Below are 23288 nucleotides of genomic sequence, written 5' to 3' on the forward strand. Positions count from 1 at the left end.
TTTTCCCTTCGGTAGTCGGTATCAAACCGGAAATTAGGAAGATCGGTAGGGTGGTCAATCGGTTTGGCTTGGAATCGAGACGTTGCTGCGTGTGAGCCCCTTCTGCCCTGCCGGGCATCTCCCCCACAGATGGGGAGATCAGCCAGTGGTTGGCCCTCAATTCCTCTCTACTGCCGTGCGGGACATCAGTTGGTCATTGTTTGGGGAAACCATCGCGCCAGCCGATCTCCCTCCTTGTGGGGAGATGCCCGCCAGGGCAGAGGGGATATCCACACGGCACAGTGCCAATGCATATCGTCCACGGCGGTATTCGGATAAAGCAAAGTCTTAAAGCGTGTCGTAGGAATGCCGTTCGATGCAGCCTCTTAACCCAGCCCAACAAAAAAGGCCGAAAGGGAGTTACCCTCCGGCCTTTGTTTGAAACCCAAGCCGATCAGGCGGCTTCGGTGGTATGGGCCTTGCGGACCTCTTCGTCCGTCAGGATACCGCTGGCGCGCAGCAGGGCGGCGAAGCGGCCGTTGCTGTGGCTGAGTTCGTCGAAGCTACCCTGTTCGACCACGCGGCCGTCGTCTAGGAAGAGCACCATATCGGCTTCGCGGACCGTCGACAGGCGGTGGGCGATGATGAAGGTGGTGCGGTTCTGGCGCAGGTTGTCGATTGCGGCCTTGACGCGGTTTTCAGTCTCGACGTCGAGCGCCGAGGTCGCCTCGTCGAGCACCAGGATCGGCGCGTCCTTGAGGATAGCGCGGGCGATGGCGATGCGCTGACGCTCGCCGCCAGAGAGCTTGTTGCCGCGTTCGCCGACATGCGTATCGTAGCGATCCTCACGGGTCTCGATAAAGTCGGCGGCAGCGGCGGCTTCGGCCGCACGGCGCATGTCCTCTTCGCTGGCGCCTTCACGGCCGAGGCGGATATTGTCGCTGATCGAACGGTTCAGCAGGCCCGCATCCTGGAAGACGGTGGCGATGTGACGACGCAGCGACTTGCGGGTCACCTTGGTGATATCGGTGCCGTCGACAAGGATCTGGCCGCCTTGGGCGTCGTAAACACGCTGCAGCAGGTTGACCAGCGTCGTCTTGCCGGCACCGGTCGGGCCGACGATCGCGACCGTCTGGCCTGCCTTCACCGAGAAGGAGACATTGTGCAGGCCCTGCGAGCTGTTGCCGAAGCCGAAGGAGACGTCGCGGAATTCGATCGCACCCTTGACGTCCTTGATCTCGCCATTGCCGGCCGGTTCTTCGCGTTCACGCACCGAGTCTTCGAGCGCATAGAATTCCTCGAGCTTGGAACGGGCTTCGAAAATCTGCGTGGCGAACTGGCGCATCAGGTCGAGGCGGCCGATCAGCAGGTTGGCAAAGCCGATGAAGGCGATGACGTCGCCGACGCGCAGCTGGCCGGCCTGAACAAGCATGGTGCCGATGATCAGGACCACCATCATTGCAATGGTCGACGCCATGCGGTTCAACGCGCTGGCGATCGCCCACCAGTCGAGCACCGGATACTGGGCTTCGAGCAGGCGGTCGGCAAAGGATTTCAGCGCCTTGGTTTCAGCCTCGATGCGGTTGTAGCTGTGCAGGACAGACACGTTGCTGATCGAGTCGCTGACATGCGAAAAGACGGTGTGATAATGGTTTTCGACCGAAGCCTGGCCGTCTTTGGTGCGGCTCATGACGACGCGACCGATCATCCAGTAGGCGACGGCGAGCACCATGAGCACGGCGGAAAGGCGCAGGTCCATCGCCATTGCCGTCGGTATCAGAAGGGCAAGCGCGATAACCGTCGACAGGTGGTTGCGCATGAATTCCAGCCAGAGACCGAACAGCGTCTCGCAGGCGCGCAGCAATGTATGCAGCGCGTTTGAGGTGCCGCGCTGATGGTGCCAGCCAAGCGGCATGGAGATGATCCGGCCGAAGGCTTCCGTCAACAGCGTCGCGCGCCGGCCATGGGCCAGCCTGTCGGCCTCGCGGGCGACCAGGACGAAGGCAACCGTGTTGAAAACGGCGAAGGTCGCCCACATGAAAAGGATGGGCTTGACCTCACCCTTGCCCGAAATCGCATCGATAATGCGACCGAACAGGATCGGCTCCGCAATGGTAATTGTCGCCAGAACGATGTTTGCGACCACGACCAGGGATACGCGCAGCTTGTAGGCGCTGAGATAGCGCAGAGCTCTTGCATAGACCTTGAATAGCGTCACGTCGAACCTCTTATGCATCTGCGAAACGGGATGATGCGATGCTACAAAAGGTTACCTGAACCGGCGATTAACGGAGTATTCAGGGTCCATCGAGGCGACGAGTAACCCGATCGCATTATCGTGGGATTCGACGAGATGACTATGGCGCTGAATTTTCTGCTCGGTTATATCCCTGCAACAATTTGCGCTTGCATTTTAATAAATATTTAGCGCAGCATTAAATTAGAGACTGCATTTTTTGAAGAAGACCGTTTCGCGACCAATTTGAAAAGCCGCCGACGGCCTCGATGCGGGCATCCGTCCGGGCAAGGGGCATTTTGTGAATATTAATTTGTTAATTCAATTGCTTATCATTCTGGAAGAAACGTCAAATCCTCAGGCCGTGGTTACCGAGCTGGAGCAGGTCATCCAAGATTGCGGCTTCGAATATTACGGCCTACGGCGCCATTTGCCGCAGAATCCGGCGCAGCAGAATCCGGAACCCTGGGCTGCGGCGCTTGCCGGCCGCTGGCCGCAACAATGGCCGCAAATCTATACCGCGAAAAAATATGTGCTGATCGATCCGATGGTGCGCTACCTCGCTCATGCGCAGCGGCCCTTCCGCTGGCGGGAAAGCCTGGCAGCATTCCGCAAGGATGCGCAGAAGCGTCGGATGGAGCAGATGATGGTCGATGCTTTCGGTCACGGACTGGAAGACGGTTATATCTTTCCGATCCACGGACGGAACGGCATTCTCGGCAACCTCAGTCTCGCCGGCAAGCCGATCGAGCTGTCGCCGGTGGAGATCGCCCTTTTCGAGGCCGTGGCACGCAAAAGCTTCTGGCGATTGCTCGAGCTGAAGGATGAGGCGGAGGCGCTGGAAACCGTGCTGCCGGCCGACACGCCGCTGACGCGACGCGAAATGGAGATCCTGCATTATCTCGCCGAAGGCATGACCTCGATGGAAATCAGCAAGATGCTGAAGATCTCAAACCACACCGTCGACTGGTATATGAACGGCTTGCAGAACAAGCTGAAGGCGAAAAACCGGCAGCAGGCGGTGGCGCTTGCCTTCCGTCACCGCTTGATAAGCTAGAGCATGATGCCGAAAGGATGAGCGGTTTTCATGCTATGCCTTTGATTTTGATAAGAAATACGATTTATGCCGATCCGGCCTGACATCATCAGCATTTAGAATGGCGAGAAATTGCATTTCGCAGTCGCAAGAGAAATTGAACTTCCTGTAACAAGAAGTTAAGAATTTCCTTCGCGGGTGCAGCATGCCCGCGTCTGAACGCCTGAGGAGACCGTTTTGCCCATTTCCAAGATACTCGTTGCCAATCGCTCCGAAATTGCCATTCGCGTGTTTCGCGCGGCCAACGAGCTTGGAATAAAAACCGTGGCGATCTGGGCGGAGGAAGACAAGCTGGCGCTGCACCGTTTCAAAGCGGACGAAAGCTATCAGGTCGGCCGCGGCCCGCATCTTGCCAAGGACATGGGCCCGATCGAAAGTTATTTGTCGATCGAGGAAGTGATCCGCGTCGCAAAGCTCTCAGGCGCCGATGCCATTCATCCAGGTTATGGCCTGTTGTCGGAAAGTCCCGAATTCGTCGATGCCTGCAACAAGGCCGGCATCATCTTCATCGGCCCGAAGGCCGATACGATGCGCCAGCTCGGCAACAAGGTCGCAGCGCGCAACCTGGCGATCTCGGTCGGCGTGCCTGTGGTGCCGGCCACGGGGCCGTTGCCGGAGGATATGGCCGAAGTGGCGAAGATGGCCGAGGAGATCGGCTATCCCGTAATGCTGAAGGCCTCCTGGGGCGGCGGCGGTCGCGGCATGCGCGCCATCCGCGATCCGAAGGATCTGGCCCGTGAAGTGACCGAGGCCAAACGTGAGGCGATGGCCGCCTTCGGCAAGGACGAGGTCTATCTGGAAAAGCTCGTCGAACGCGCCCGCCACGTCGAAAGCCAGGTTCTCGGCGATACACACGGCAATGTCGTTCATTTGTTTGAACGTGACTGCTCGATCCAGCGCCGTAACCAGAAGGTCGTCGAGCGCGCGCCTGCGCCCTACCTCTCGGAAGCGCAACGCCAGGAGCTTGCCGCTTATTCGCTGAAGATCGCCTCGGCGACCAATTATGTCGGCGCCGGCACCGTCGAATATCTGATGGATAGCGATACCGGCAAATTCTACTTCATCGAGGTCAATCCGCGTATCCAGGTCGAGCATACGGTGACCGAAGTCGTCACCGGCATCGACATCGTCAAGGCGCAGATCCACATTCTCGACGGCTTTGCGATCGGCACGCCGGAATCGGGCGTTCCCGCTCAAGCTGACATCCGCCTGAACGGTCATGCGCTGCAGTGCCGCATCACCACCGAGGATCCGGAGCACAATTTCATTCCGGATTACGGCCGCATCACCGCCTATCGCTCGGCGTCGGGTTTCGGCATCCGTCTCGACGGCGGCACCTCCTATTCGGGCGCTATCATCACCCGCTATTATGATCCGCTGCTCGTCAAGGTCACGGCCTGGGCGCCGAACCCGTCCGAAGCGATCAGCCGCATGGACCGGGCGCTGCGCGAGTTCCGTATTCGCGGCGTCGCTACCAACCTGACCTTCCTCGAAGCGATCATCGGCCATCCGAAGTTCCGCGACAACAGCTACACGACACGTTTCATCGACACGACGCCGGAACTCTTCCAGCAGGTCAAGCGCCAGGACCGCGCGACGAAGCTCTTGACCTATCTGGCCGACGTCACCGTCAACGGTCATCCCGAGGCCAAGGACAGGCCAAGGCCGCTTGATAACGCTGCCCAGCCGGTGGTTCCCTACGCCAATGGCAACACGGTCAAGGATGGAACGAAGCAACTGCTCGACACGCTCGGTCCGAAGAAATTCGGCGAATGGATGCGCAATGAAAAACGCGTGCTTCTGACCGACACGACGATGCGCGACGGCCACCAGTCATTGCTCGCCACCCGCATGCGCACCTATGACATCGCCCGCATCGCCGGCACCTATGCGCATGCACTGCCGAGCCTTTTGTCGCTCGAATGCTGGGGTGGCGCCACCTTCGACGTCTCGATGCGCTTTCTGACGGAGGATCCGTGGGAACGCCTGGCGCTGATCCGCGAGGGCGCGCCGAACCTTCTGTTGCAGATGCTTTTGCGCGGCGCCAACGGCGTCGGCTACACCAACTATCCCGACAATGTCGTCAAATACTTCGTCCGCCAGGCAGCCAAGGGCGGCATCGATCTCTTCCGCGTCTTCGATTGCCTGAACTGGGTCGAGAACATGCGGGTGTCGATGGATGCCATTGCCGAGGAGAACAAGCTCTGCGAGGCGGCGATCTGCTATACCGGCGATATCCTGAACTCGGCCCGTCCGAAATACGATCTGAAATACTATACCGACCTTGCGGTCGAGCTTGAAAAGGCCGGCGCGCATATCATCGCGCTCAAGGATATGGCCGGCCTCCTCAAGCCTGCGGCTGCGAAGGTTCTGTTCAAGGCGCTGCGTGAAGCGACCAGCCTGCCGATCCATTTCCATACGCATGATACATCAGGTATTGCGGCCGCGACCGTGCTTGCCGCCGTCGATGCCGGCGTCGATGCGGTCGATGCGGCGATGGATGCGCTATCCGGCAACACCTCGCAGCCCTGTCTCGGCTCGATCGTCGAGGCGCTGCGCGGTACGGAGCGCGATCCGGGCCTCGATCCGGAGTGGATCCGCCGCGTCTCCTTCTATTGGGAAGCGGCGCGTAACCAATATGCCGCCTTCGAAAGCGACCTCAAAGGCCCGGCCTCGGAAGTCTATCTACATGAAATGCCGGGCGGCCAGTTCACCAACCTCAAGGAACAGGCCCGCTCACTCGGCCTCGAGACCCGCTGGCATCTGGTGGCGCAGGCCTATGCCGATGCCAACCAGATGTTCGGCGATATCGTCAAGGTGACGCCGTCCTCCAAAGTGGTCGGCGACATGGCGCTGATGATGGTCTCCCAGGACCTGACAGTTGCCGATGTCGTCAGCGCCGACAAGGAAGTCTCCTTCCCGGAATCGGTGGTGTCGATGCTGAAGGGTGATCTCGGTCAGCCGCCCTCAGGCTGGCCGAAAACGCTGCAGAAGAAGGCCCTGAAGGGCGACAAGCCCTATACCGTGCGGCCCGGCTCCTTGCTCAAGGAGGCCGACCTCGATGCTGAGCGCAAGGTCATCGAGACGAAGCTGGAACGTGAGGTCAGCGATTTCGAATTCGCCTCCTACCTGATGTACCCGAAAGTGTTCACCGACTTCGCGCTTGCCTCCGATACCTACGGCCCGGTTTCGGTGCTGCCGACGCCGGCCTATTTCTACGGGCTTGGAGATGGCGAGGAACTGTTTGCCGATATCGAACGCGGCAAGACGCTGGTCATCGTCAACCAGGCGATGAGCGCGACTGACAGCCAGGGCATGGTGACCATCTTCTTCGAACTCAACGGCCAGCCGCGCCGCATCAAGGTGCCGGACCGGGCCCATGGGGCAACAGGTGCAGCCGTCCGCCGCAAGGCGGAACCGGGCAATGCCGTCCATGTCGGTGCGCCCATGCCGGGCGTCATCAGCCGTGTCTTCGTCTCTCCAGGTCAGGCGGTCAGTGCCGGCGACGTGCTCGTCTCCATCGAGGCGATGAAGATGGAAACGGCGCTGCATGCGGAAAAGGACGGGACGATCTCGGAGGTGCTGGTGCGGGCCGGCGATCAGATCGACGCCAAGGACCTGCTCGTCGTCTATGGCGCTTGAGCAACGGGCGGGCGATCGTCGCCGAGAGGCTTCGTTCTGCTGTCCAACGACTGCGGCCAATCACCCGATTGTGTATGATCGGGCGGTGAAAAGCTGATTTTTCGACGAGTTGGCAGTCTCCTTGCCTTGCCCGGCGAGGAGACTTTCTCATAGACTTGCGCTCCCACCATCCGCCCCCAAGACCCATCAGGAAATCATCTCCATGAGCAAGTTGAAGATTGCCGTCATTGTCGGCAGCACGCGTATTGGCCGTTTCGCCGAACATCCGGCCAAGTGGATTGCCGAGCTGGTCGGCCAGCGCTCCGATCTGGAAGTCGAAGTTCTCGATCTTATCGACTATCCCATGCATTTCTTCGGCGAAGCGCGCGCCACCACAGCGGAAAGCGACTCCGCCGAGCGCTGGAAGAAGAAGCTGCGCGAATTCGACGGCTTCATCTTCACCGCCGCCGAGTATAATCATGCTCCGACGGCCGTTCTGAAAAACGCGATCGATCTCGGCGAATTCATCCAGAAGCCGGTCGGTTTTGTCGGTTACGGCGGCGTCGGCGGCGCACGTGCGGTCGAGCAACTGCGTTTGATCTTCGTGGAAATGGGCGCCGCTTCCGTCAAGACCGGTGTCCACATCGCATTCAGCGAATATCTTGCCGTTCTCAAGGAAGGCAAGAGCCTTGGCGATTACGCCCATCTCAACGAGGCTGCCAAGAACCTGCTCGATCAGATCATATGGTGGGGCAATGCGCTGAAGGCTGCGCGCGCCGTCGTCACGGCCTCCTGATTGGAGTTCCAGCAATGCCGGGATGGCCGCATCCCGGCATTGCTTCAAATGTCGTAGGTATGCGCCGCGTTGATCGTCGAGATGAAGCGCTTGGTGCGTTCGCGCTCCGGCGCAGTGAAGATCGCCCTGGCGCTACCCGTTTCCACCACGCTTCCGGCTTCCAGAAAGACGACGTCATTGGCGATCTTCGAGGCAAGCCTGAGATCATGAGTCGCCATCACCATGGTCGTGCCTTCGCGGGCAAGCTGACCCAGCACATCGACCACTTCTGCCGAGAGTTCCGGATCGAGCGCCGAGGTCGGTTCGTCACAGAGAAGCACGCGCGGCGACGGCGCCAAGGCGCGAGCGATCGCCACACGCTGCTGCTGACCGCCCGAGAGCGTCGAAGGCCATGCATCGGCCTTGTGGGTCATGCCGACCTTGGTCAGCAACTCCATCGCCCGCTCGCGCGCCCTTTCCCTCGGCCATTTCAGGACTGTCACCAGGCCCTCCATAACATTCTCAATCGCGGTCTGATGCGGGAAGAGCTGGAAGTTCTGGAAGACCATGCCGGTCTGGCGGCGGATCTTCTGGATCGCCTGCCAGCTCGTTCGTTTGCCCGGCGCAAAGGCCAGCGTTTCCTCTCCGAGGCGGATGGAACCGGCGGTCGGAATTTCGAGCAGGTTGATGCAGCGCAGCAGCGTGCTCTTGCCGCCGCCCGAAGGCCCGACCAGGGCGGTGACGCTGCCTTCGGGAATGCGGATGCTGATATCCTTGAGGATGACGGCGTCGCCGAAGCGCTTTTCGATGTTGGAAAGCTCGATCATGCATTTGCCTCCAGCATGCCGCCATAACGCGCGAAGCGGCGTTCCAGCCGCACCTGCAGCTGCGAGAGGACGGAGCTTAGGGCAAGATAGATCAGCGCCGCCTCGATATAGAGGATCAGCGGCTCATAGGTGGTGGCCACGATGCGCTGCGCCGCCTGGAAGAGCTCCGGCACGGTGATTGCGGCGGCAAGCGAGGTGTCCTTGACCAGCGAAATGAAGGTGTTCGACAGAGGCGGCACGGCGACGCGGGCGGCCTGCGGCAGGATGGTGCGGCTCATCGCCTGGCGCCAGCTCATGCCGATCGAATAGGCGGCTTCCCACTGGCCCTTCGGCACCGAGGAAATGACGGCGCGGATGATCTCGGAACTATAGGCGCCGATATTCAGCGTGAAGCCGATCAGGGCGGCTGGAAAGGCGTCAAGCAGGATGCCGAGGCTCGGCAAGCCGTAGAAGATGACGAAGAGCTGAACGAGCAGCGGCGTGCCGCGGATGACCCATACATAGAAACGAGCGACGGCGGAAAGCGGCGCCGGCCCGAAGAGTCGGGCGATTGCGGTGGCGAGCCCGAGGGCCAGGCCGAAGACGAAGGACAGCAGCGTCAGCGGAATGGTGAAGATCAGCCCCGCCCAGAGGAGCGAGGGCAGCGAATCCGCCATGAGTTGGAGCCAGTGCGGCAAGGGGCGTTCCCTCTCGTCAGTTGGGTGGTGATATCTCGAATACCCCTCCCCAACCCCTCCCCACAAGGGGGAGGGGCCATTCTTGAGTGGGACTTACTTCGAAACGTCCTGGCCGAAATACTTGTCGGCGATTTTCTTGTAAGTGCCGTCGGCCTTGATGTCGGCAAGCGCCTTGTTGATTTCGGCAAGAAGCTCCGGCTCGTTCTTGCGGATGATGATGCCGGAATAATCGGCATTTTCCTGCTCTGCGGCGATCTTCACCGGCGCGTCCGGCTTGTGCTTCTTGAAATCGAGGAAGGAGAGGCTGTCGTTAATCGTGGCGTCGGCGCGCTTGGTCAGCACGAGCTGGATCGATTGATCGAAACCGTCGGTGCCGACGAGTTCGGCACCGGCTTCGGTTGCGATCTTGCCGAAATTGCTGGTCAGCGATTGGGCGGATTTCTTGCCCTTCAGATCGGTGAAGGTCTTGATGCTGTCGTCGCCGTCGCGGATGATCAGCACGGCCTTGGAAGCGATATAGGGTTCGGAGAAATCATATTTCTGTTTGCGGGCTTCGGTGATGCCGACCTGGTTGATGACGGTGTCGTAGCGCTTGGCGTCGAGGCCGGCGATCAGGCCATCCCACTTGCCCTCGACGAACTCGGCCTTGACGCCGAGTTTGGCAGCGATCGCTTCGCCGATCTCGACGTCGAAGCCGACGAGCTTGCCGCTTTCGTCATGAAAGGTGAAGGGCGCGTAAGTGCCTTCGGTGCCGATCTTGAAGACGCCGGCCGATTTGATGGCGGCGAGGTTCTCGCCGGCATGGGCAGGCAGGAGGGCAGCAGCATGAATGAGGGCAGCGGCGGCGACGGTTTTCAACCAGTTCATTGTTTTATCCATCCTTGGGAGGTTGTCATCGGATGAGCGATAGTTCGCAGAAAATTAGGGCGTCGGAAGCGTAAAAAACTGCGAATAAAAGCAGCAACTGCAAATATTTTTCTCAAGCGGCCGGTTAAACCGTGAATCCTGTAAAAACCGGCTCCATCCGCCAACCAGGCTGTCCGGATTCCACTCTGGTCGTAGAGCTTTGTTTCAGACCGTTAGGAAACGTGTGTTTATGCATGTTGTGCGCATGATCATAAGTGTTTATGCACGTTTCTGGTTCCAATGATTTCGACCCGGTAAAAACATGCAGGATTTCCTATTGCGCGAGCGCCAAGGCGTGATTTCCGACAGGCTGCGGATCAACGGCCGCGTGCTGGCGACGGAACTTGCCCTCGAATTCGGCGTCTCCGAGGATACGGTGCGCCGCGATCTGCGGGAGATGGCCGCAGCAGGGCTCTGCGAGCGGGTCTATGGCGGCGCACTGCCGGTCTCGCCGGCGCACGGGAACCTGACGCAGCGGATGGGTTTTGCGGCTGACCGGAAACAGGCACTGGCGCGCGCTGCGGCACAGCAGATTGCCGCCGGTTCGACTGTATTTTTCGATGCCGGCAGCACCAATCTGGCGATTGCCAACGCATTGCCGGCCGAACTGGCGCTGACGGCTGCGACGAATGCGCCGGCGATTGCCTCCGCGCTGATCGATAAGCCTGCCGTCAACGTCATCCTGATCGGCGGAATGGTGGACCGGCAGACGGGCGGTTCGCTCGGCGCCAAAGCCTTGCGGGATATGGAACAGCTTGCGCCCGATCTCTGTATTCTTGGTGCCTGCGGCGTCGATCTTGAGGCCGGCATCACGGTGTTCGGTTTCGAAGATGCCGAGTTCAAGCGGTATGCGGCGTCGAGAAGCAGAAAAGTGCTGGTGGCGGCAACTTCGGAGAAGTTCGGCACGGCTGCCCCGCACAGCATCCTGCCGGTTGCTCATTGTGACTGCCTGGTCGTCGAGCACGATGCCGATCCGGCCATACTCGCCGGTTATCGCGAGCGCGGATGCAGAACTGTTATCGCCGAGAAAACGAACTAGGCGGTTGTCATAGAGTTTAGGGAAACCGGGCGCGTACAAGCCCGGCAATGAGGAAGACCGAGAAATGGATAGTCATGTGAATGCGTCGCCGGGAGCGCGGAGCGGCTTCGTTACCAAAAGCAGGGCGGCGGTTTCCCTGCTTTTTCTGATGAACGGCTTCGTCGTCGGCTGCTGGGCGCCGAAGATCCCGGATTTTGCCGAGCGCCTGGCGCTCTCCAAGTTCGAACTTGGGCTGATGATCCTGGTCTTCGGCGTCGGCTCGCTGGTGATGATGCCGATCGCCGGGGCGCAGATTGCCAAACACGGCTCGCGTGTCGTCGTTCAGGTCCTGGCTGTCTGCGTGCTGCCATTGCTGCTGGCATTGACGCTGGCGCCAAATGTCGTCACCGCGGCAATTTCGCTCTTCCTGTTCGGCGGCTTCATCGGTGCCATGGATGTGGCGATGAACGCCAATGCGGTGTCGGTGGAGAAATCCATGCGCCGCTCCATCATGTCGTCCTGCCACGCTTTCTGGAGCCTTGGCGGGCTGATCGGCTCAGGCCTCGGCGGCATCGCGATCTCCAAGCTCGGCATTCTCGGTCATGCCGAACTGGCGACGGTGCTGGCGGCGATCTTCCTGGCTATCTCCTGGCCTATGATCCTTGCTGATCCGCCGCATCCCGACACAAGGAAGGAAAAGACAAGACTGCCGATGGTGCCGCTGCCGTGGCTGCTCGGTTTGATGGCCTTGTTCAGCATGGTGCCGGAAGGCGCGGTACTGGACTGGGGTGCGCTCTATCTCCGGCAGGAAATGGATGCATCCGTGGCGCTTTCCGGCCTTGGTTTCGCAGCCTTTTCGGCGACGATGGCGATTATGCGCTTTGCCGGCGACCTGGTGCGCGACCGCCTGGGCGGCGTCAAGACGCTGCGGATCTGCACCTTGTTTGCCATCGTCGGCATGCTGCTTGCAGGCCTGGCGTCCAACGCCGAGATCGCCATTCTGGGCTTTGCCTTTTGCGGCATCGGCATTTCCAACATGGTGCCGATCGCTTTCTCGGCGGCGGGCAACATTCCCGACCTCAAGCCCGGCATCGGCATCTCTGTCGTTACCACCATGGGCTATTCCGGCATGCTGGTTGCGCCGTCCTTGATCGGCTTCGTCGCCGAGCATATCGGTTTCGCCATCGTTTTCATGGCGCTGCCGGTGCTGCTCCTTGTTGTTCTCCTGCTTTCCAACCTGGCCCATTATGCCGATGGAGTCTCCGGAGGCGGCCACTAGATCAGGATGATTTTAGGTCGGGACGGCCTAAAATCTCAATCCTGTTCTGAGCCGCCTCCCAACAAAAGTGATATCAGGGGCGGTTGACAAGAAAGCGGTCATGATCCACCTGAAGGGCACTGTTCCTAAAGCGCGTCGCAATCTCTCGGATTCTCTTCTTGCGCTTTAGGTTCTTATTTTTACGCATGTCGTTATCGCAAAACCGCTGCACACTTTTGCGCGACATGCTTTAGGGGTGCAAAAACTCTTCATGTCCTCAGCCGCCGATTTTGATCCGAAACCGCGCCGCGCTTCTATTGCCGTCGATGTCGGCGGCGTCATCGTCGGCGGCGGGGCGCCGGTCGTCGTGCAATCGATGACGAACACCGATACGGCCGATATCGATTCGACCGTTGCGCAGGTCGCTGCCCTCCACCGGGCGGGCTCGGAACTGGTGCGCATCACCGTCGACCGTGACGAGAGTGCGGCCGCCGTGCCGAAGATCCGCGAGCGGCTGTTGCGGCTCGGAATGGACGTGCCATTGATCGGCGACTTCCATTATATCGGCCACAAGCTGCTTGCCGATCATCCTGATTGTGCCGAGGCGCTGGCGAAATACCGCATCAACCCCGGCAATGTCGGCTTCAAGGACAAGAAGGACAAGCAATTCGCCGAGATCATCGAGATGGCGATCCGCTACGACAAGCCGGTGCGCATCGGCGTCAACTGGGGCTCGCTCGATCAGGATCTGCTGACGGCGCTGATGGACAGGAATGCCGAAGCCGGTTCGCCGCTTTCGGCCCGGCAGGTGACGCGCGAGGCGATCGTACAATCGGCGCTGCTTTCGGCAGCCCTTGCCGAAGAGATCGGCCTGCCCCGCAACCGCATCATCCTGTCGGCCAAGGTCAGCCAGGTCCAGGACCTGATTGCCGTCAATTCCATGCTCGCCGAACGCTCCAATCATGCTTTGCATCTCGGTCTGACCGAGGCCGGCATGGGCACCAAGGGTATCGTCGCCTCGTCGGCGGCGATGGGCTTCGTACTGCAGCACGGCATCGGCGATACGATCCGCGTGTCGCTGACGCCGGAGCCGAACGGCGACCGCACGCGGGAAGTCCAGGTGGCGCAGGAGATCCTGCAGGTCATGGGCTTCCGCCAGTTCATTCCTGTCGTTGCCGCCTGTCCCGGCTGTGGACGCACGACGTCGACGGTGTTCCAGGAGCTTGCCCAGAACATCCAGAACGACATCCGCAAGAACATGCCGATCTGGCGCGAGAAATATCCTGGCGTCGAGGCGCTGAACGTCGCCGTCATGGGCTGCATCGTCAACGGTCCCGGCGAAAGCAAACATGCCGATATCGGCATTTCGCTTCCGGGCACCGGCGAGACGCCCGCGGCGCCCGTCTTCATCGACGGCCGGAAGGCTCTGACGCTGCGTGGCCCCCATATCGCTGCCGATTTCGAGGCGCTTGTCGTCGACTATATCGAGAAGCGTTTCGGTCAGCGGACGGCGGCGGAATGAGCGACCGCAAGTTCGGATGAGCCGGTACTGGTCGCCAATCGTCAGCAAGCTGCAGCCCTACGTCGCGGGGGAGCAGCCCCGTATTCCCGGACTGGTCAAGCTCAACACCAATGAAAATCCCTATGGGCCGTCTCCAACGGCGCTCGAGGCGATCCGGCAAGCTGCGGACGATCGTCTGCGGCTCTATCCGGACCCCGCCGCCACGGAATTGCGCCAGACGATCGCCGCCCGTCACGGTTTGACGGCGGAAGAAGTCTTCGTCGGCAACGGTTCCGACGAGGTTCTCGCCCACGCGTTTCAGGCGCTGTTGAAACACGAGCGGCCGCTTCTCTATCCAGATGTGACCTACAGCTTCTATCCGACCTATAGCCTGCTATACGGCGTCGAGACGGTCGAAGTGTCTGTCGATGACAGGTTTCAGATCCGGCTGGCAGATTACGACAGGCCGTGCGGTGCGATCATCATCGCCAATCCGAACGCGCCGACCGGCATCGGCCTGCCGCTTGCCGACATAGAGGCGCTTATCGCCGCCCATCCGGATGCGGTCGTCGCGATAGACGAGGCCTATATCGATTTCGGCGGTGACAGCGCTATCCCGCTCATTTGCAAATATCCCAATCTGCTTGTCGTTCAGACCTTGTCCAAATCGCGCTCGCTTGCGGGTCTGCGCGTCGGCTTTGCGCTGGGGCGGCGGGAACTGATCGAGGCGCTGGAGCGCGTCAAGGACAGCTTCAATTCCTATCCGCTCGATCGCCTGGCGCAGGTTGCCGCGACGGCGGCAATCAAGGACGAGGCGTGGTTCGAGACATGCCGAAAGATGCTCATTGCCAGCCGGGACGGTCTCGTCCGGGAACTCGAAGCGCTGGATTTCGAAGTGCTGCCGTCTCAAGCAAATTTCGTTTTTGCAAAGCATGAGAGCCAGTCGGGTGCAGCGCTTCAAGCGGCTCTGCGGGAGCGTGGTGTTCTCGTCCGGCATTTCGCCAAACCGCGTATTTCGGAGTTTCTGCGCATCAGCATCGGCACGGACGAGGAATGCGCGCGCCTGGTTTCGGCTTTCAAGGAAATATTGTCGGCGTGATCCGACGATTCAGCTCTTCCGGTCGGCGATGAAATGCGCGGTGGCGATGAGGGTCGAGGCGCGGGCGCCGTAGGGGGCAAGCAGTGTCTCGGCATCGCGGACATGCTGATGGAGTTGGGCTTCGGCCCATTCCATGCCGCGTAGCGCTACAAGCGTTCCCTTGCCGCGGGCTGCATCTTTGCCGGTCGCCTTGCCCATGGTTGCAGTGTCCGAGGTCAGGTCGAGGATGTCGTCAGCCAGTTGGAATGCAAGTCCGATCTTTTCGCCGAAGGCGCGCAGGCGGCGGCGATCTTCCGGCGGGCTGGCCGAGATGAGGGCGCCGGCTTCGCAGGCAAAGCGGATCAGCGCGCCTGTTTTCATCGCCTGCAGGCGGATGATGCCGGCCTCGTCAGGCGCTTGTCTTTCTGCCGCGAGATCGAGCGCCTGGCCACCGGCCATGCCGCCGAGACCGGCGGCGCGAGCAAGAGCCAGCACCAGCGATGCCTTGCTCGTTTCGGGAAGGGCTGTTTCCGGCGTGGCGATAATGTCGAAGGCGTAGGTCAGCAGGCTGTCGCCTGCGAGGATCGCGGTGGCTACGTCGAATTTTTTGTGTACCGTCGGTTTGCCGCGGCGGAGATCATCATCATCCATGGCCGGCAGGTCGTCATGCACGAGCGAATAGCAGTGAACGCATTCGAGTGCAGCGCCGACGCGAAGCGCCGCCGCGGCGTCACCGCCGAGAAGGGCGGCACTTTCGACGACGAGGAATGGGCGCAGTCGCTTGCCACCGTTCAGCACGGCATAATGCATGGCGTCGCGCAGCGTCTCAGGTCTGACGATTTCATCGGAGAGAGGGCTCGGTGACAGCAATGCGTCGAGCAGCGCCTCGATCTCGCGGGCGTTGTTCTTCAGCCTCGTCTCGAAAGTGTCCCGGTTCGCGTCCATGGGCGCTGTTTGGCATGAGCGCCCCGGGGCTTGCAACGGAATTGTCGATGGCGCAGCAAGATTTGCCACGCACTCTGGCATAAGCTCCGTACAGGCGCTATGACAACGACAGGGGCGAAATCGGACTGGGGAACATTGGATATAGCGCCGGAGAGAGAGGACAGCGTCGACATGCCGGCTCGTCGGCAATGGTTCGGAGACCGGCGTCTATTGAAACGCATTGTTCTTTCCGTGCTGATCGTGCTGATCCTTCCCTATGCCCTGATCTTTTTCTATCTGCTGCCGTTCATTCACCCGGTCTCGACGTTGATGCTGCGCGATCTCGTGCTGCTGCGCGGTTACGACAGGCAATGGGTGTCGCTTGATGACGTCGCCCCGGCTCTGGTGCAGTCGGTGATGATGTCAGAGGACGGGCAATATTGCTTTCACGGCGGCGTCGACTGGGCGGAAATGCGGATGCTGGTCGAGGATACGCTGAAAGGTCAGGCGACGCGCGGCGGCAGCACCATCCCGATGCAGACGGCTAAGAACCTCTTTCTCTGGAACGGCCGCTCCTTCGTGCGCAAGGCGATGGAGCTTCCGCTCGCTGTCTCCACGGATTTCGTCCTGTCGAAACGGCGGCTGATGGAAATCTATCTGAACATCGCCGAATGGGGTCCCGGCATTTACGGCATCGAGGCTGCGGCCCAGCATCATTTCAAGGTGCCGGCGTCGAAACTGACGCGACGCCAGGCATCGCTGCTTGCCGTTTCATTGCCGAACCCGATCGACCGCAATGCCGGCAAACCAGGACGAGGCCTTCGTCGGCTTGCCGGCGTGATCGAGAGGCGCGCACAGGGCTCGGGCGATTACATCAAGTGCATCTATAGGTGAGATCGGAGCTTATGGTTACAGCGCCGCGCGTCCTTCAGACGCGTACAAGGGCGCTTTAAAGCCTTGAATTGCTGCATAAGTTTGTCCTTGAATCGATCACGCTTTAAGGAATTATGCAGGAGAAGGACCAAACGTCATCTGACATTCTTGGTTCTGCCATATGGGCGAATGCAGTCCAACTGGAGCCCCTGAGTCGCCCATGACCATTACGACGCTTTCGCAAGAGCTTCTCTGTTACTCGAAGACACACAATCCGAACCCGCCTGCGCACCTCGGCAGCCGCTATCGCAAGGTCGGCGGTTTTCTGCCGGAAGCCGGCAATACCATCGTCTGCCATCTCGACAAGGGCTCGCAGACGCAGGCGGCGTTGATCGAGGCGCGTGAGAGATATCTGGCGATGCCCGAAGCTCCACAGTTCCTGTTCACGCCGATCTCCAGCCTTCACATGACGCTGTTCGAAGGGATCATCGAGACCAGGCGCCGGCAGGATTGCTGGCCGGGCGATCTCCCTCTCGAGACGCCGATAGACGACATGACGGAACTGCTGGCGGCGCGGCTTGAGGGTTTTTCGATGGCCGAGCCCTTCAAGGTGGCGATCGTCGAAGCTCGCCCGTCGGGCCTGCTCGTCGACGGGGTGACGGAGAACGACCGCAAGGTCATGCGCGCCTGGCGCAACGCGTTTGCTGATCTTCTGGGCTACCGCCAGCCGAACCAGGAGGACTACAAGTTCCACGTGACATTCGCCTATGCGATCGAACGGCTGGAGGATGAAGCCTTGCCGCGCTGGCAGGCAATGCTCGACGAGGTCGCCGACGATATCCGCCGCAACGCCCCTGTTTTAGAACTGGCACCGCCGGCATTCTGCGTGTTCGAAGACATGAACCATTTCCACGAATTGCTGATTTTCGATTTCGACGCCTGAACGGGAGAGGCTCATGACTAGACCGACGCTCTACATCGCCAACAAGAATTATTCCTCCTGGTCGTTCCGACCCTGGATGGCGCTGACGGGCGTCGGCATCGATTTCGAGGAGGTGCTGATCCCTTTCGACGACGCGGGCGGCAATCCGAATATCAAGGCGGTCTCTCCGACCGGGCGCGTGCCGCTTCTGCAGCATGGCGCATTGAAGGTCTGGGAATCGCTGGCGATCATCGAATATGCCGCCGAGCTTTATCCGGACGCCGGTCTTCTGCCCGCGGATCGTGCCCAGCGGGCGCTCGCCCGTTCGGTTTCGATGGAAATGCTCTCAAGCTTCCGGGCTCTGCGCGGCGCCTGCCCGATGAATATCCGCCGGCCGAAGGCCAGGATCGCGCTGCCGGATGGGGTCGAGGCCGACATCAGCCACATCGAGACGATCTGGCGGGATCTGTTACAGCAATCCGGCGGGCCGTTTCTCTTCGGCGCGTTCGGGGCCGCGGATGCGATGTTTGCGCCTGTCGTCAACCGGTTCGAGATCTATGACCTGGTCAGCGGGGACGACACGCTGGCCTATATGGCGACCATGAAGGCGCATCCGGCCTGGCGCAAATGGGAAGAGGCAGCCCGCGCCGAGGCTTGGATCGTGCCGGAAGACGAAGTCTGATACGGAATCATCGGCTTCGCAAAAAATACGCATGGGGACTGGTCAAGGCCACCCCTTGCATGTATAAGCGCGCGAAATTCCGAAATCGCGACATGTCCGTTTCGGCCGCCGGTGTGGCCGTGGGAATGTTTTGCCCGCAAGTGGAGTAAGAGAAATGGCTGTACCGAAGAGAAAAACAAGCCCGTCTAAGCGCGGTATGCGCCGTTCGGCAGACGCCCTTAAGGCTCCGACCTACGTCGAAGACAAGAACTCCGGCGAACTGCGCCGCCCGCACCATATCGACCTGAAGACCGGCATGTATCGCGGCCGCCAGGTTCTGACGCCGAAGGAAAGCGCATAATTTCCGATCCGGCTTGTCCGATCGAAGTTGCAAGGCCGGCCTCAAGCCGGCCTTTTGCTTTTCGGCGATATGATATTTGCAATGACTTGCAGTGTGGCAGCGGTTTGCGGCAGTATTCTTCCAGCCCGCTACAGCGCCGTGCGTCTTTTCAGGCGCGCAAAGGACGCTGTAGCACTTTGAATCGACGCAATATGCTTTGCGAAAATCGAATCTGATTTGCGCAAAGCATATTGCGCTGGGAGATTGCCGATGATCGCCGCCATGCCTCTGATGATTATCCCGTTTATTCTCTACAATCTGGCGATGCTGGGCCTGATGGGCGATGGCGGCATTCCTGCCCTGCAGCATGATATCATCGTGCTGTCGATGATCTCGGGCGCGATATGGAGCATGGCGCTCGGCGATCTCATTATCGTCATAGCGCTTGTCGTGCTGTTCTTCGAAATCCTGAAGGCAACCAGAACCGGGCCTGGCAACCTTATCAACCACATGCTGTCGATGCTGGTTTTCATCGCCTTCCTGGTCGAGTTTCTACTCGTCAGGGACGCTGCGACGCAGGTATTCTTCATTTTGATGACGATCGCTTTGATCGATGTGATCGGCGGCTTTGCCGTCTCGATCCGGAGCGCCGGGCGAGATGTTTCTATCGGCTTATAGGTTGTCGAGCTTGTTCTGAAGGGCGCGGAGCTGTTCCTTCAGCTCATCGATATCCTTAGCCTCGGCCTTGCGGCTTTCCTTGGCGGGTGGCGTCATGAAGGGCGAGAACATCTGCATGGCCTGCTGAAACAGCTCGGTGTTGCGGCGAACCTGGTCCTCGACCATCTGCATCGGCAGTTGCAGGTTCTTGCCGAGAGGTGTTTCGCCCAAGGCGCGGTTCACCTGCTCGCGCATCTGAGACTGCTGTTCGGCGAAGGCGCGCATCGAATGTTCGAGAAAGCTCGGCACGACCATCTGCATCTGGTCGCCGTAATAGGTGATGAGCTGGCGCAGGAAGGAGATCGGGAGCAAGGTGTTGCCGGTCTTCGATTCCTGTTCGAAGATGATCTGGGTCAGCACCGAATGGGTGATGTCATCTCCGCTTTTTGCATCCTGGACGGTAAAATCTTCGCCCTTCTTCACCATCTCCGCCAGGTCTTCCAGCGTGACGTAAGTGCTGGTGCCCGTATTGTATAGCCGGCGATTGGCGTATTTCTTGATTACGATCTGACCCTCATGCTTCGCCATATCAGTCTCCTGGACCCCCGTCTGAATTATGGATATTCCTCCACTTCAGACTGTAAACGCAAAAGAAGGCCGGTGACAATCTCTTTGTGCGATGCGGCAAACCTTTAACAGAGCAGATGAATCGGGCTTTCGCAGGCTCTGCCGAAAAATGACCGCAGCCGGTCTTCGCGTTTGACTTGCGCTCCAAGCTTTGCCAGTTTCCTCTTATGTAAGTGAGACGAAAACGAGGAGCGTCCCCATGAGCAATTCATCCATCGTCATCGCCAGCGCAGGTCGAACAGCAGTCGGCTCGTTCAACGGCGCTTTCGCAACGGTTCCCGCGCATGAGCTCGGGGCGGCCGTCATCAAGGGTGCGCTCGCGCGCGCCGGCGTCGATGCCGGCGAAGTGGATGAGGTGATCCTCGGCCAGGTTCTCGCTGCCGGGGAGGGCCAGAACCCGGCTCGCCAGGCGGCGATTAAGGCCGGAATTCCGAATGAAGCGACGGCCTGGGGCGTCAATCAGCTCTGCGGTTCGGGTCTGCGCGCCGTCGCGCTCGGCATGCAACAGATCGCCAACGGCGACGCCAAGATCATCGTTGCCGGCGGCCAGGAATCCATGTCGATGGCGCCGCATGCCATGCATTTGCGCGGCGGCGTCAAGATGGGCGACGCGAAGATGATCGACACGATGATCAAGGACGGCCTGACCGATGCCTTCCATGGCTACCACATGGGGATCACCGCCGAAAATGTCGCGCGTCAGTGGCAGCTTTCGCGCGACGAGCAGGATCGGTTCGCCGTCGCCTCGCAGAACAAGGCGGAGGCGGCGCAGAAGGCCGGCCGCTTTGCCGACGAGATCATCCCCTACATCATCCAGACGCGTAAGGGCGACGTTACGGTCGATGCCGACGAATATATCCGCCACGGCGCTACGCTGGAGGCGATGGGCAAGCTGCGCCCGGCCTTCGATAAGGAGGGCACCGTTACGGCCGCGAATGCGTCCGGCCTCAATGACGGTGCGGCCGCAGCGGTGCTGATGAGCGAAGCGGAGGCGGTCCGGCGCGGCATCCAGCCGCTCGCCCGCATCGTTTCCTGGGCAACGGCGGGCGTCGATCCGCAGATCATGGGCACTGGCCCGATCCCGGCTTCCCGCAAGGCGCTCGAAAAGGCCGGCTGGTCGGTCGGCGATCTCGATCTCGTCGAGGCCAATGAGGCTTTTGCAGCGCAAGCCTGCGCCGTCACCAAGGATCTCGGATGGGATCCTGCGATCGTCAACGTCAACGGCGGGGCGATCGCCATCGGCCATCCGATCGGCGCTTCCGGCGCGCGCGTTCTCAATACGCTGTTGTTCGAAATGAAGCGCCGCGGCGCCAAGAAGGGCCTTGCAACTCTTTGCATCGGCGGCGGCATGGGCGTCGCCATGTGCTTCGAAGCGCTTTAAAGTAGCATACGATCCGTCATTGATTGAAAATCTCGCCACAAGGCGGGGCAAAAACAAAAAGGGAGCGGAACATGAGCAGAGTGGCTGTGGTCACCGGCGGTACGCGTGGAATCGGCGCGGCCATATCCATGGCGTTGAAAAATGCCGGATACAGGGTTGCTGCCAATTATGCCGGCAACGACGAGAAGGCCAAAGCCTTCCATGACGTTACCGGCGTCCCGGTGTTCAAATGGGATGTTTCGGATTACCTCGCTTGCGGCGAGGGGATTGCCAGGATCGAAAGCGAGATCGGGCCGGTCGAAATCCTCGTCAACAATGCCGGCATTACCCGTGACGCGATGTTCCACAAGATGACGCCGCAGCAATGGCACGAGGTGATCAATACCAACCTCACCGGTCTGTTCAACATGACGCATCAGGTCTGGACCGGCATGCGCGACCGCAGCTTCGGCCGGATCGTCAACATCTCCTCGATCAACGGCCAGAAAGGCCAGATGGGTCAGGTGAATTATTCGGCAGCCAAGGCGGGCGATCTTGGCTTCACCAAGGCGCTGGCCCAGGAAGGCGCGGCCAAGAACATCACCGTCAACGCCATCTGTCCCGGTTATATCGGAACGGAAATGGTGCTTGCCGTGCCGGAAAAGGTGCTGAACGAACGCATCATCCCGCAGATCCCCGTCGGCCGTCTCGGCGAGCCGGAAGAGATCGCGCGATGCGTCACCTTCCTCGCCTCCGACGATGCCGGCTTCATCACAGGTTCGACGCTGACGGCCAATGGCGGGCAGTTCTTCGCCTAAAGTACATCTCGCAAAACTGTATTGTCGTTTGCGATTACGACATGCGTGACTTTCCGAGTAGATCAGCGGTGGATTGAAGCAAGAGCGCGTCCCGTCGGATGCGCTCTTGCTTATTTCATGCCCCATGCCCGCGCGAGCAGCAAAGAAAAACGGGCGCCGAAGCGCCCGTTGGGAGTCCGATATGCTTTTTGCCGATCAGCAACGGGCCTCGTAGCGGCGGCCGTAACGGTCGCGATAGACGCAGTAGCCGCGGCGTTCGACCGAGTGGCCGATGAGAGCGCCGGTCAGACCGCCGGCAACGGCGCCGACCGCAGCACCACCCCAGCTGTTGGTGACAACACCGCCGATGACCGCACCGGTGCCGGCGCCGATCGCGGTACCTTGCTCGGTCGCTGTGCAGGATGCCAGAGCGCCAACGAGCGCACCAATAAGAACAATCTTCTTCATCATGTCGTAACTCCCCAGGTTTGTTGGCCTTTAGACGCGGCCCATGAGTACAAGAATAATGATAATCACGAGAACTAGCCCCAAACCGCCGGAAGGTCCATAGCCCCAGCCACGGCTATAACCCCAATTCGGCAAGGCTCCGATCAAGAGCAGAATGAGGATAACAAGAAGTATTGTGCCAAGCATGGTGTGTTTCCTTCATTTCATCGGCAATTTGAATGGACGAGAAACACGTATTGGCGATTTTTGTTCCCGGTTAAGCCAGGAAATGTCATGCGTCCTGACCTCCGCCTATCGGAAATTTGCTCGTATGGTTAAAAAGGCGTTTAAATACAATATGTTGCGGTGAACAAAGCGAGAAAGTCCCGATGTCGCCGATTCGTCAGCGATTCGTTCCGTTTTTGATCGGTGCGCCGCCATTGACCATCCCGAGTTAACCGCATCTGAATCCGCCTTGCTAAAGCTTAACGCCAACACGACGAGGCGGAACGGGACATCCGCTACCGATCCGCATCTAGCGCGCCGATTGAAATCCGGCCACCAGATATTGCCGTGAACAGAAGGCGAAACCAATACAGTCGGCGATTCGTCGCCGATTTGTTCGGGCTTTGGTCGACAGGTTAATTACGGGCGCAATTTTCGATTGTTCGTCGCAGGACAGACTCGTCTTCTACGACAGCGAAATAC

General features: G+C 59.9%; 22 protein-coding genes. 14 read left to right on the forward strand and 8 right to left on the reverse strand.

From position 1 onward, the window contains the following. Nucleotides 1–433: 433 nt before the first annotated feature. Nucleotides 434–2197 carry a glucan ABC transporter ATP-binding protein/ permease gene (locus tag HJB84_RS05275; protein ID WP_207582242.1) on the reverse strand — a complete coding sequence of 588 codons (1764 nt, stop codon included), beginning with the start codon at nucleotides 2195–2197 and terminating at the stop codon, nucleotides 434–436. A 319-nt stretch (nucleotides 2198–2516) separates the two neighbouring features. Here HJB84_RS05275 and HJB84_RS05280 point away from each other — a divergent pair, with 319 nt between their 5' ends. The 3 genes from HJB84_RS05280 to HJB84_RS05290 all read left to right on the forward strand — a co-directional run bounded on the left by HJB84_RS05280 (nucleotide 2517) and on the right by HJB84_RS05290 (nucleotide 7728). Beyond that, entirely contained in the window at nucleotides 2517–3272 is a 756-nt protein-coding gene (locus HJB84_RS05280) for a LuxR family transcriptional regulator (RefSeq protein WP_207582241.1), read from the forward strand. Between the two features lie 216 nt (nucleotides 3273–3488). Next, nucleotides 3489–6953, forward strand: a complete 3465-nt coding sequence (gene pyc, locus HJB84_RS05285; RefSeq protein ID WP_207582240.1) for a pyruvate carboxylase — start codon at nucleotides 3489–3491, stop codon at nucleotides 6951–6953. Nucleotides 6954–7155: 202 nt separating this feature from the next. Continuing rightward, on the forward strand, nucleotides 7156–7728 hold the full coding sequence (locus HJB84_RS05290; protein WP_221115420.1) for an NADPH-dependent FMN reductase: 573 nt from the start codon (nucleotides 7156–7158) through the stop codon (nucleotides 7726–7728). Between the two features lie 44 nt (nucleotides 7729–7772). On the opposite strand, the gene HJB84_RS05295 is transcribed toward HJB84_RS05290, so the two are convergent. The 3 genes from HJB84_RS05295 to HJB84_RS05305 form a co-directional block, all read right to left on the reverse strand. After that, nucleotides 7773–8534 (reverse strand): amino acid ABC transporter ATP-binding protein, encoded by a 762-nt coding sequence (locus tag HJB84_RS05295; RefSeq protein WP_207582238.1) that lies wholly within the window; start codon nucleotides 8532–8534, stop codon nucleotides 7773–7775. Next, nucleotides 8531–9211, reverse strand: a complete 681-nt coding sequence (locus tag HJB84_RS05300) for an amino acid ABC transporter permease (protein ID WP_221115421.1) — start codon at nucleotides 9209–9211, stop codon at nucleotides 8531–8533. The genes HJB84_RS05295 and HJB84_RS05300 overlap by 4 nt, the downstream gene beginning before the upstream one ends. Nucleotides 9212–9304: 93 nt before the next feature. Further along, nucleotides 9305–10078 (reverse strand): amino acid ABC transporter substrate-binding protein, encoded by a 774-nt coding sequence (locus tag HJB84_RS05305; protein WP_207582237.1) that lies wholly within the window; start codon nucleotides 10076–10078, stop codon nucleotides 9305–9307. 301 nt (nucleotides 10079–10379) lie between these two features. Here HJB84_RS05305 and HJB84_RS05310 point away from each other — a divergent pair, with 301 nt between their 5' ends. From HJB84_RS05310 to hisC, 4 genes are all read left to right on the forward strand, one after another. Next, nucleotides 10380–11156 carry a DeoR/GlpR family DNA-binding transcription regulator gene (locus tag HJB84_RS05310; RefSeq protein ID WP_221115422.1) on the forward strand — a complete coding sequence of 259 codons (777 nt, stop codon included), beginning with the start codon at nucleotides 10380–10382 and terminating at the stop codon, nucleotides 11154–11156. Nucleotides 11157–11220: 64 nt separating this feature from the next. After that, on the forward strand, nucleotides 11221–12414 hold the full coding sequence (locus tag HJB84_RS05315) for an MFS transporter (protein ID WP_221115423.1): 1194 nt from the start codon (nucleotides 11221–11223) through the stop codon (nucleotides 12412–12414). Nucleotides 12415–12664: 250 nt separating this feature from the next. Then, the gene (ispG, locus tag HJB84_RS05320; protein WP_221115424.1) at nucleotides 12665–13915 is read left to right on the forward strand and encodes a flavodoxin-dependent (E)-4-hydroxy-3-methylbut-2-enyl-diphosphate synthase; all 1251 of its coding nucleotides are present in this window, start codon (nucleotides 12665–12667) and stop codon (nucleotides 13913–13915) included. A gap of 16 nt (nucleotides 13916–13931) precedes the next feature. Beyond that, on the forward strand, nucleotides 13932–14993 hold the full coding sequence (hisC, locus tag HJB84_RS05325; RefSeq protein WP_221115425.1) for a histidinol-phosphate transaminase: 1062 nt from the start codon (nucleotides 13932–13934) through the stop codon (nucleotides 14991–14993). Between the two features lie 9 nt (nucleotides 14994–15002). Here hisC and HJB84_RS05330 read toward each other — a convergent pair whose 3' ends face one another. Next, entirely contained in the window at nucleotides 15003–15917 is a 915-nt protein-coding gene (locus HJB84_RS05330) for a polyprenyl synthetase family protein (protein ID WP_221115427.1), read from the reverse strand. Between the two features lie 135 nt (nucleotides 15918–16052). On the opposite strand from HJB84_RS05330, the gene mtgA reads away from it, so the two are divergent. From mtgA to HJB84_RS05355, 5 genes are all read left to right on the forward strand, one after another. Next, entirely contained in the window at nucleotides 16053–16790 is a 738-nt protein-coding gene (gene mtgA, locus HJB84_RS05335) for a monofunctional biosynthetic peptidoglycan transglycosylase (protein WP_221115428.1), read from the forward strand. A 199-nt stretch (nucleotides 16791–16989) separates the two neighbouring features. Next, nucleotides 16990–17712, forward strand: coding sequence for a DUF1868 domain-containing protein (locus tag HJB84_RS05340; protein ID WP_221115429.1), 723 nt, complete (start codon nucleotides 16990–16992; stop codon nucleotides 17710–17712). A gap of 13 nt (nucleotides 17713–17725) precedes the next feature. After that, nucleotides 17726–18373 (forward strand): glutathione S-transferase family protein, encoded by a 648-nt coding sequence (locus HJB84_RS05345; RefSeq protein WP_221115430.1) that lies wholly within the window; start codon nucleotides 17726–17728, stop codon nucleotides 18371–18373. A 154-nt stretch (nucleotides 18374–18527) separates the two neighbouring features. Then, entirely contained in the window at nucleotides 18528–18713 is a 186-nt protein-coding gene (gene rpmF / locus HJB84_RS05350; RefSeq protein WP_003543812.1) for a 50S ribosomal protein L32, read from the forward strand. Nucleotides 18714–18962: 249 nt separating this feature from the next. Beyond that, on the forward strand, nucleotides 18963–19370 hold the full coding sequence (locus HJB84_RS05355; protein WP_164007425.1) for a hypothetical protein: 408 nt from the start codon (nucleotides 18963–18965) through the stop codon (nucleotides 19368–19370). Here the strand turns inward: HJB84_RS05355 and phaR are convergent. Next, nucleotides 19365–19937, reverse strand: coding sequence for a polyhydroxyalkanoate synthesis repressor PhaR (gene phaR / locus HJB84_RS05360; protein ID WP_007632334.1), 573 nt, complete (start codon nucleotides 19935–19937; stop codon nucleotides 19365–19367). The genes HJB84_RS05355 and phaR overlap by 6 nt on opposite strands. Before the next feature lie 238 nt (nucleotides 19938–20175). Between phaR and HJB84_RS05365 the strand changes: the two genes are divergently transcribed. Both HJB84_RS05365 and HJB84_RS05370 read left to right on the forward strand, forming a co-directional pair. After that, the gene (locus HJB84_RS05365) at nucleotides 20176–21357 is read left to right on the forward strand and encodes an acetyl-CoA C-acetyltransferase (RefSeq protein ID WP_207582228.1); all 1182 of its coding nucleotides are present in this window, start codon (nucleotides 20176–20178) and stop codon (nucleotides 21355–21357) included. Between the two features lie 71 nt (nucleotides 21358–21428). Next, complete coding sequence (locus tag HJB84_RS05370; RefSeq protein ID WP_164007429.1) at nucleotides 21429–22154, forward strand: beta-ketoacyl-ACP reductase; 726 nt, start codon at nucleotides 21429–21431, stop codon at nucleotides 22152–22154. A gap of 195 nt (nucleotides 22155–22349) precedes the next feature. On the opposite strand, the gene HJB84_RS05375 is transcribed toward HJB84_RS05370, so the two are convergent. After that, entirely contained in the window at nucleotides 22350–22604 is a 255-nt protein-coding gene (locus HJB84_RS05375) for a YMGG-like glycine zipper-containing protein (RefSeq protein WP_018071981.1), read from the reverse strand. A gap of 27 nt (nucleotides 22605–22631) precedes the next feature. Continuing rightward, a complete protein-coding gene (locus HJB84_RS05380; protein WP_007632343.1) occupies nucleotides 22632–22787 on the reverse strand; it encodes a DUF3309 family protein in 156 nt (51 codons plus the stop codon). Nucleotides 22788–23288 lie beyond the last annotated feature (501 nt).

This window comes from Rhizobium sp. NZLR1b, from assembly GCF_019685155.1.
Classification (GTDB): domain Bacteria; phylum Pseudomonadota; class Alphaproteobacteria; order Rhizobiales; family Rhizobiaceae; genus Rhizobium.

Coding starts and splice junctions, on each gene's coding strand:
- rpmF (WP_003543812.1), top strand. CDS start 18,528: ATGGCTGTACCGAAGAGAAAAACAAGCCCGTCTAAGCGCGGTATGCGC.
- HJB84_RS05380 (WP_007632343.1), bottom strand. CDS start 22,787: ATGCTTGGCACAATACTTCTTGTTATCCTCATTCTGCTCTTGATCGGA.
- HJB84_RS05370 (WP_164007429.1), top strand. CDS start 21,429: ATGAGCAGAGTGGCTGTGGTCACCGGCGGTACGCGTGGAATCGGCGCG.
- HJB84_RS05375 (WP_018071981.1), bottom strand. CDS start 22,604: ATGATGAAGAAGATTGTTCTTATTGGTGCGCTCGTTGGCGCTCTGGCA.
- HJB84_RS05345 (WP_221115430.1), top strand. CDS start 17,726: ATGACTAGACCGACGCTCTACATCGCCAACAAGAATTATTCCTCCTGG.
- HJB84_RS05330 (WP_221115427.1), bottom strand. CDS start 15,917: ATGGACGCGAACCGGGACACTTTCGAGACGAGGCTGAAGAACAACGCC.
- hisC (WP_221115425.1), top strand. CDS start 13,932: ATGAGCCGGTACTGGTCGCCAATCGTCAGCAAGCTGCAGCCCTACGTC.
- phaR (WP_007632334.1), bottom strand. CDS start 19,937: ATGGCGAAGCATGAGGGTCAGATCGTAATCAAGAAATACGCCAATCGC.
- HJB84_RS05310 (WP_221115422.1), top strand. CDS start 10,380: ATGCAGGATTTCCTATTGCGCGAGCGCCAAGGCGTGATTTCCGACAGG.
- HJB84_RS05305 (WP_207582237.1), bottom strand. CDS start 10,078: ATGAACTGGTTGAAAACCGTCGCCGCCGCTGCCCTCATTCATGCTGCT.
- HJB84_RS05315 (WP_221115423.1), top strand. CDS start 11,221: ATGGATAGTCATGTGAATGCGTCGCCGGGAGCGCGGAGCGGCTTCGTT.
- HJB84_RS05365 (WP_207582228.1), top strand. CDS start 20,176: ATGAGCAATTCATCCATCGTCATCGCCAGCGCAGGTCGAACAGCAGTC.
- HJB84_RS05290 (WP_221115420.1), top strand. CDS start 7,156: ATGAGCAAGTTGAAGATTGCCGTCATTGTCGGCAGCACGCGTATTGGC.
- HJB84_RS05340 (WP_221115429.1), top strand. CDS start 16,990: ATGACCATTACGACGCTTTCGCAAGAGCTTCTCTGTTACTCGAAGACA.
- HJB84_RS05295 (WP_207582238.1), bottom strand. CDS start 8,534: ATGATCGAGCTTTCCAACATCGAAAAGCGCTTCGGCGACGCCGTCATC.
- HJB84_RS05355 (WP_164007425.1), top strand. CDS start 18,963: ATGATCGCCGCCATGCCTCTGATGATTATCCCGTTTATTCTCTACAAT.
- ispG (WP_221115424.1), top strand. CDS start 12,665: ATGTCCTCAGCCGCCGATTTTGATCCGAAACCGCGCCGCGCTTCTATT.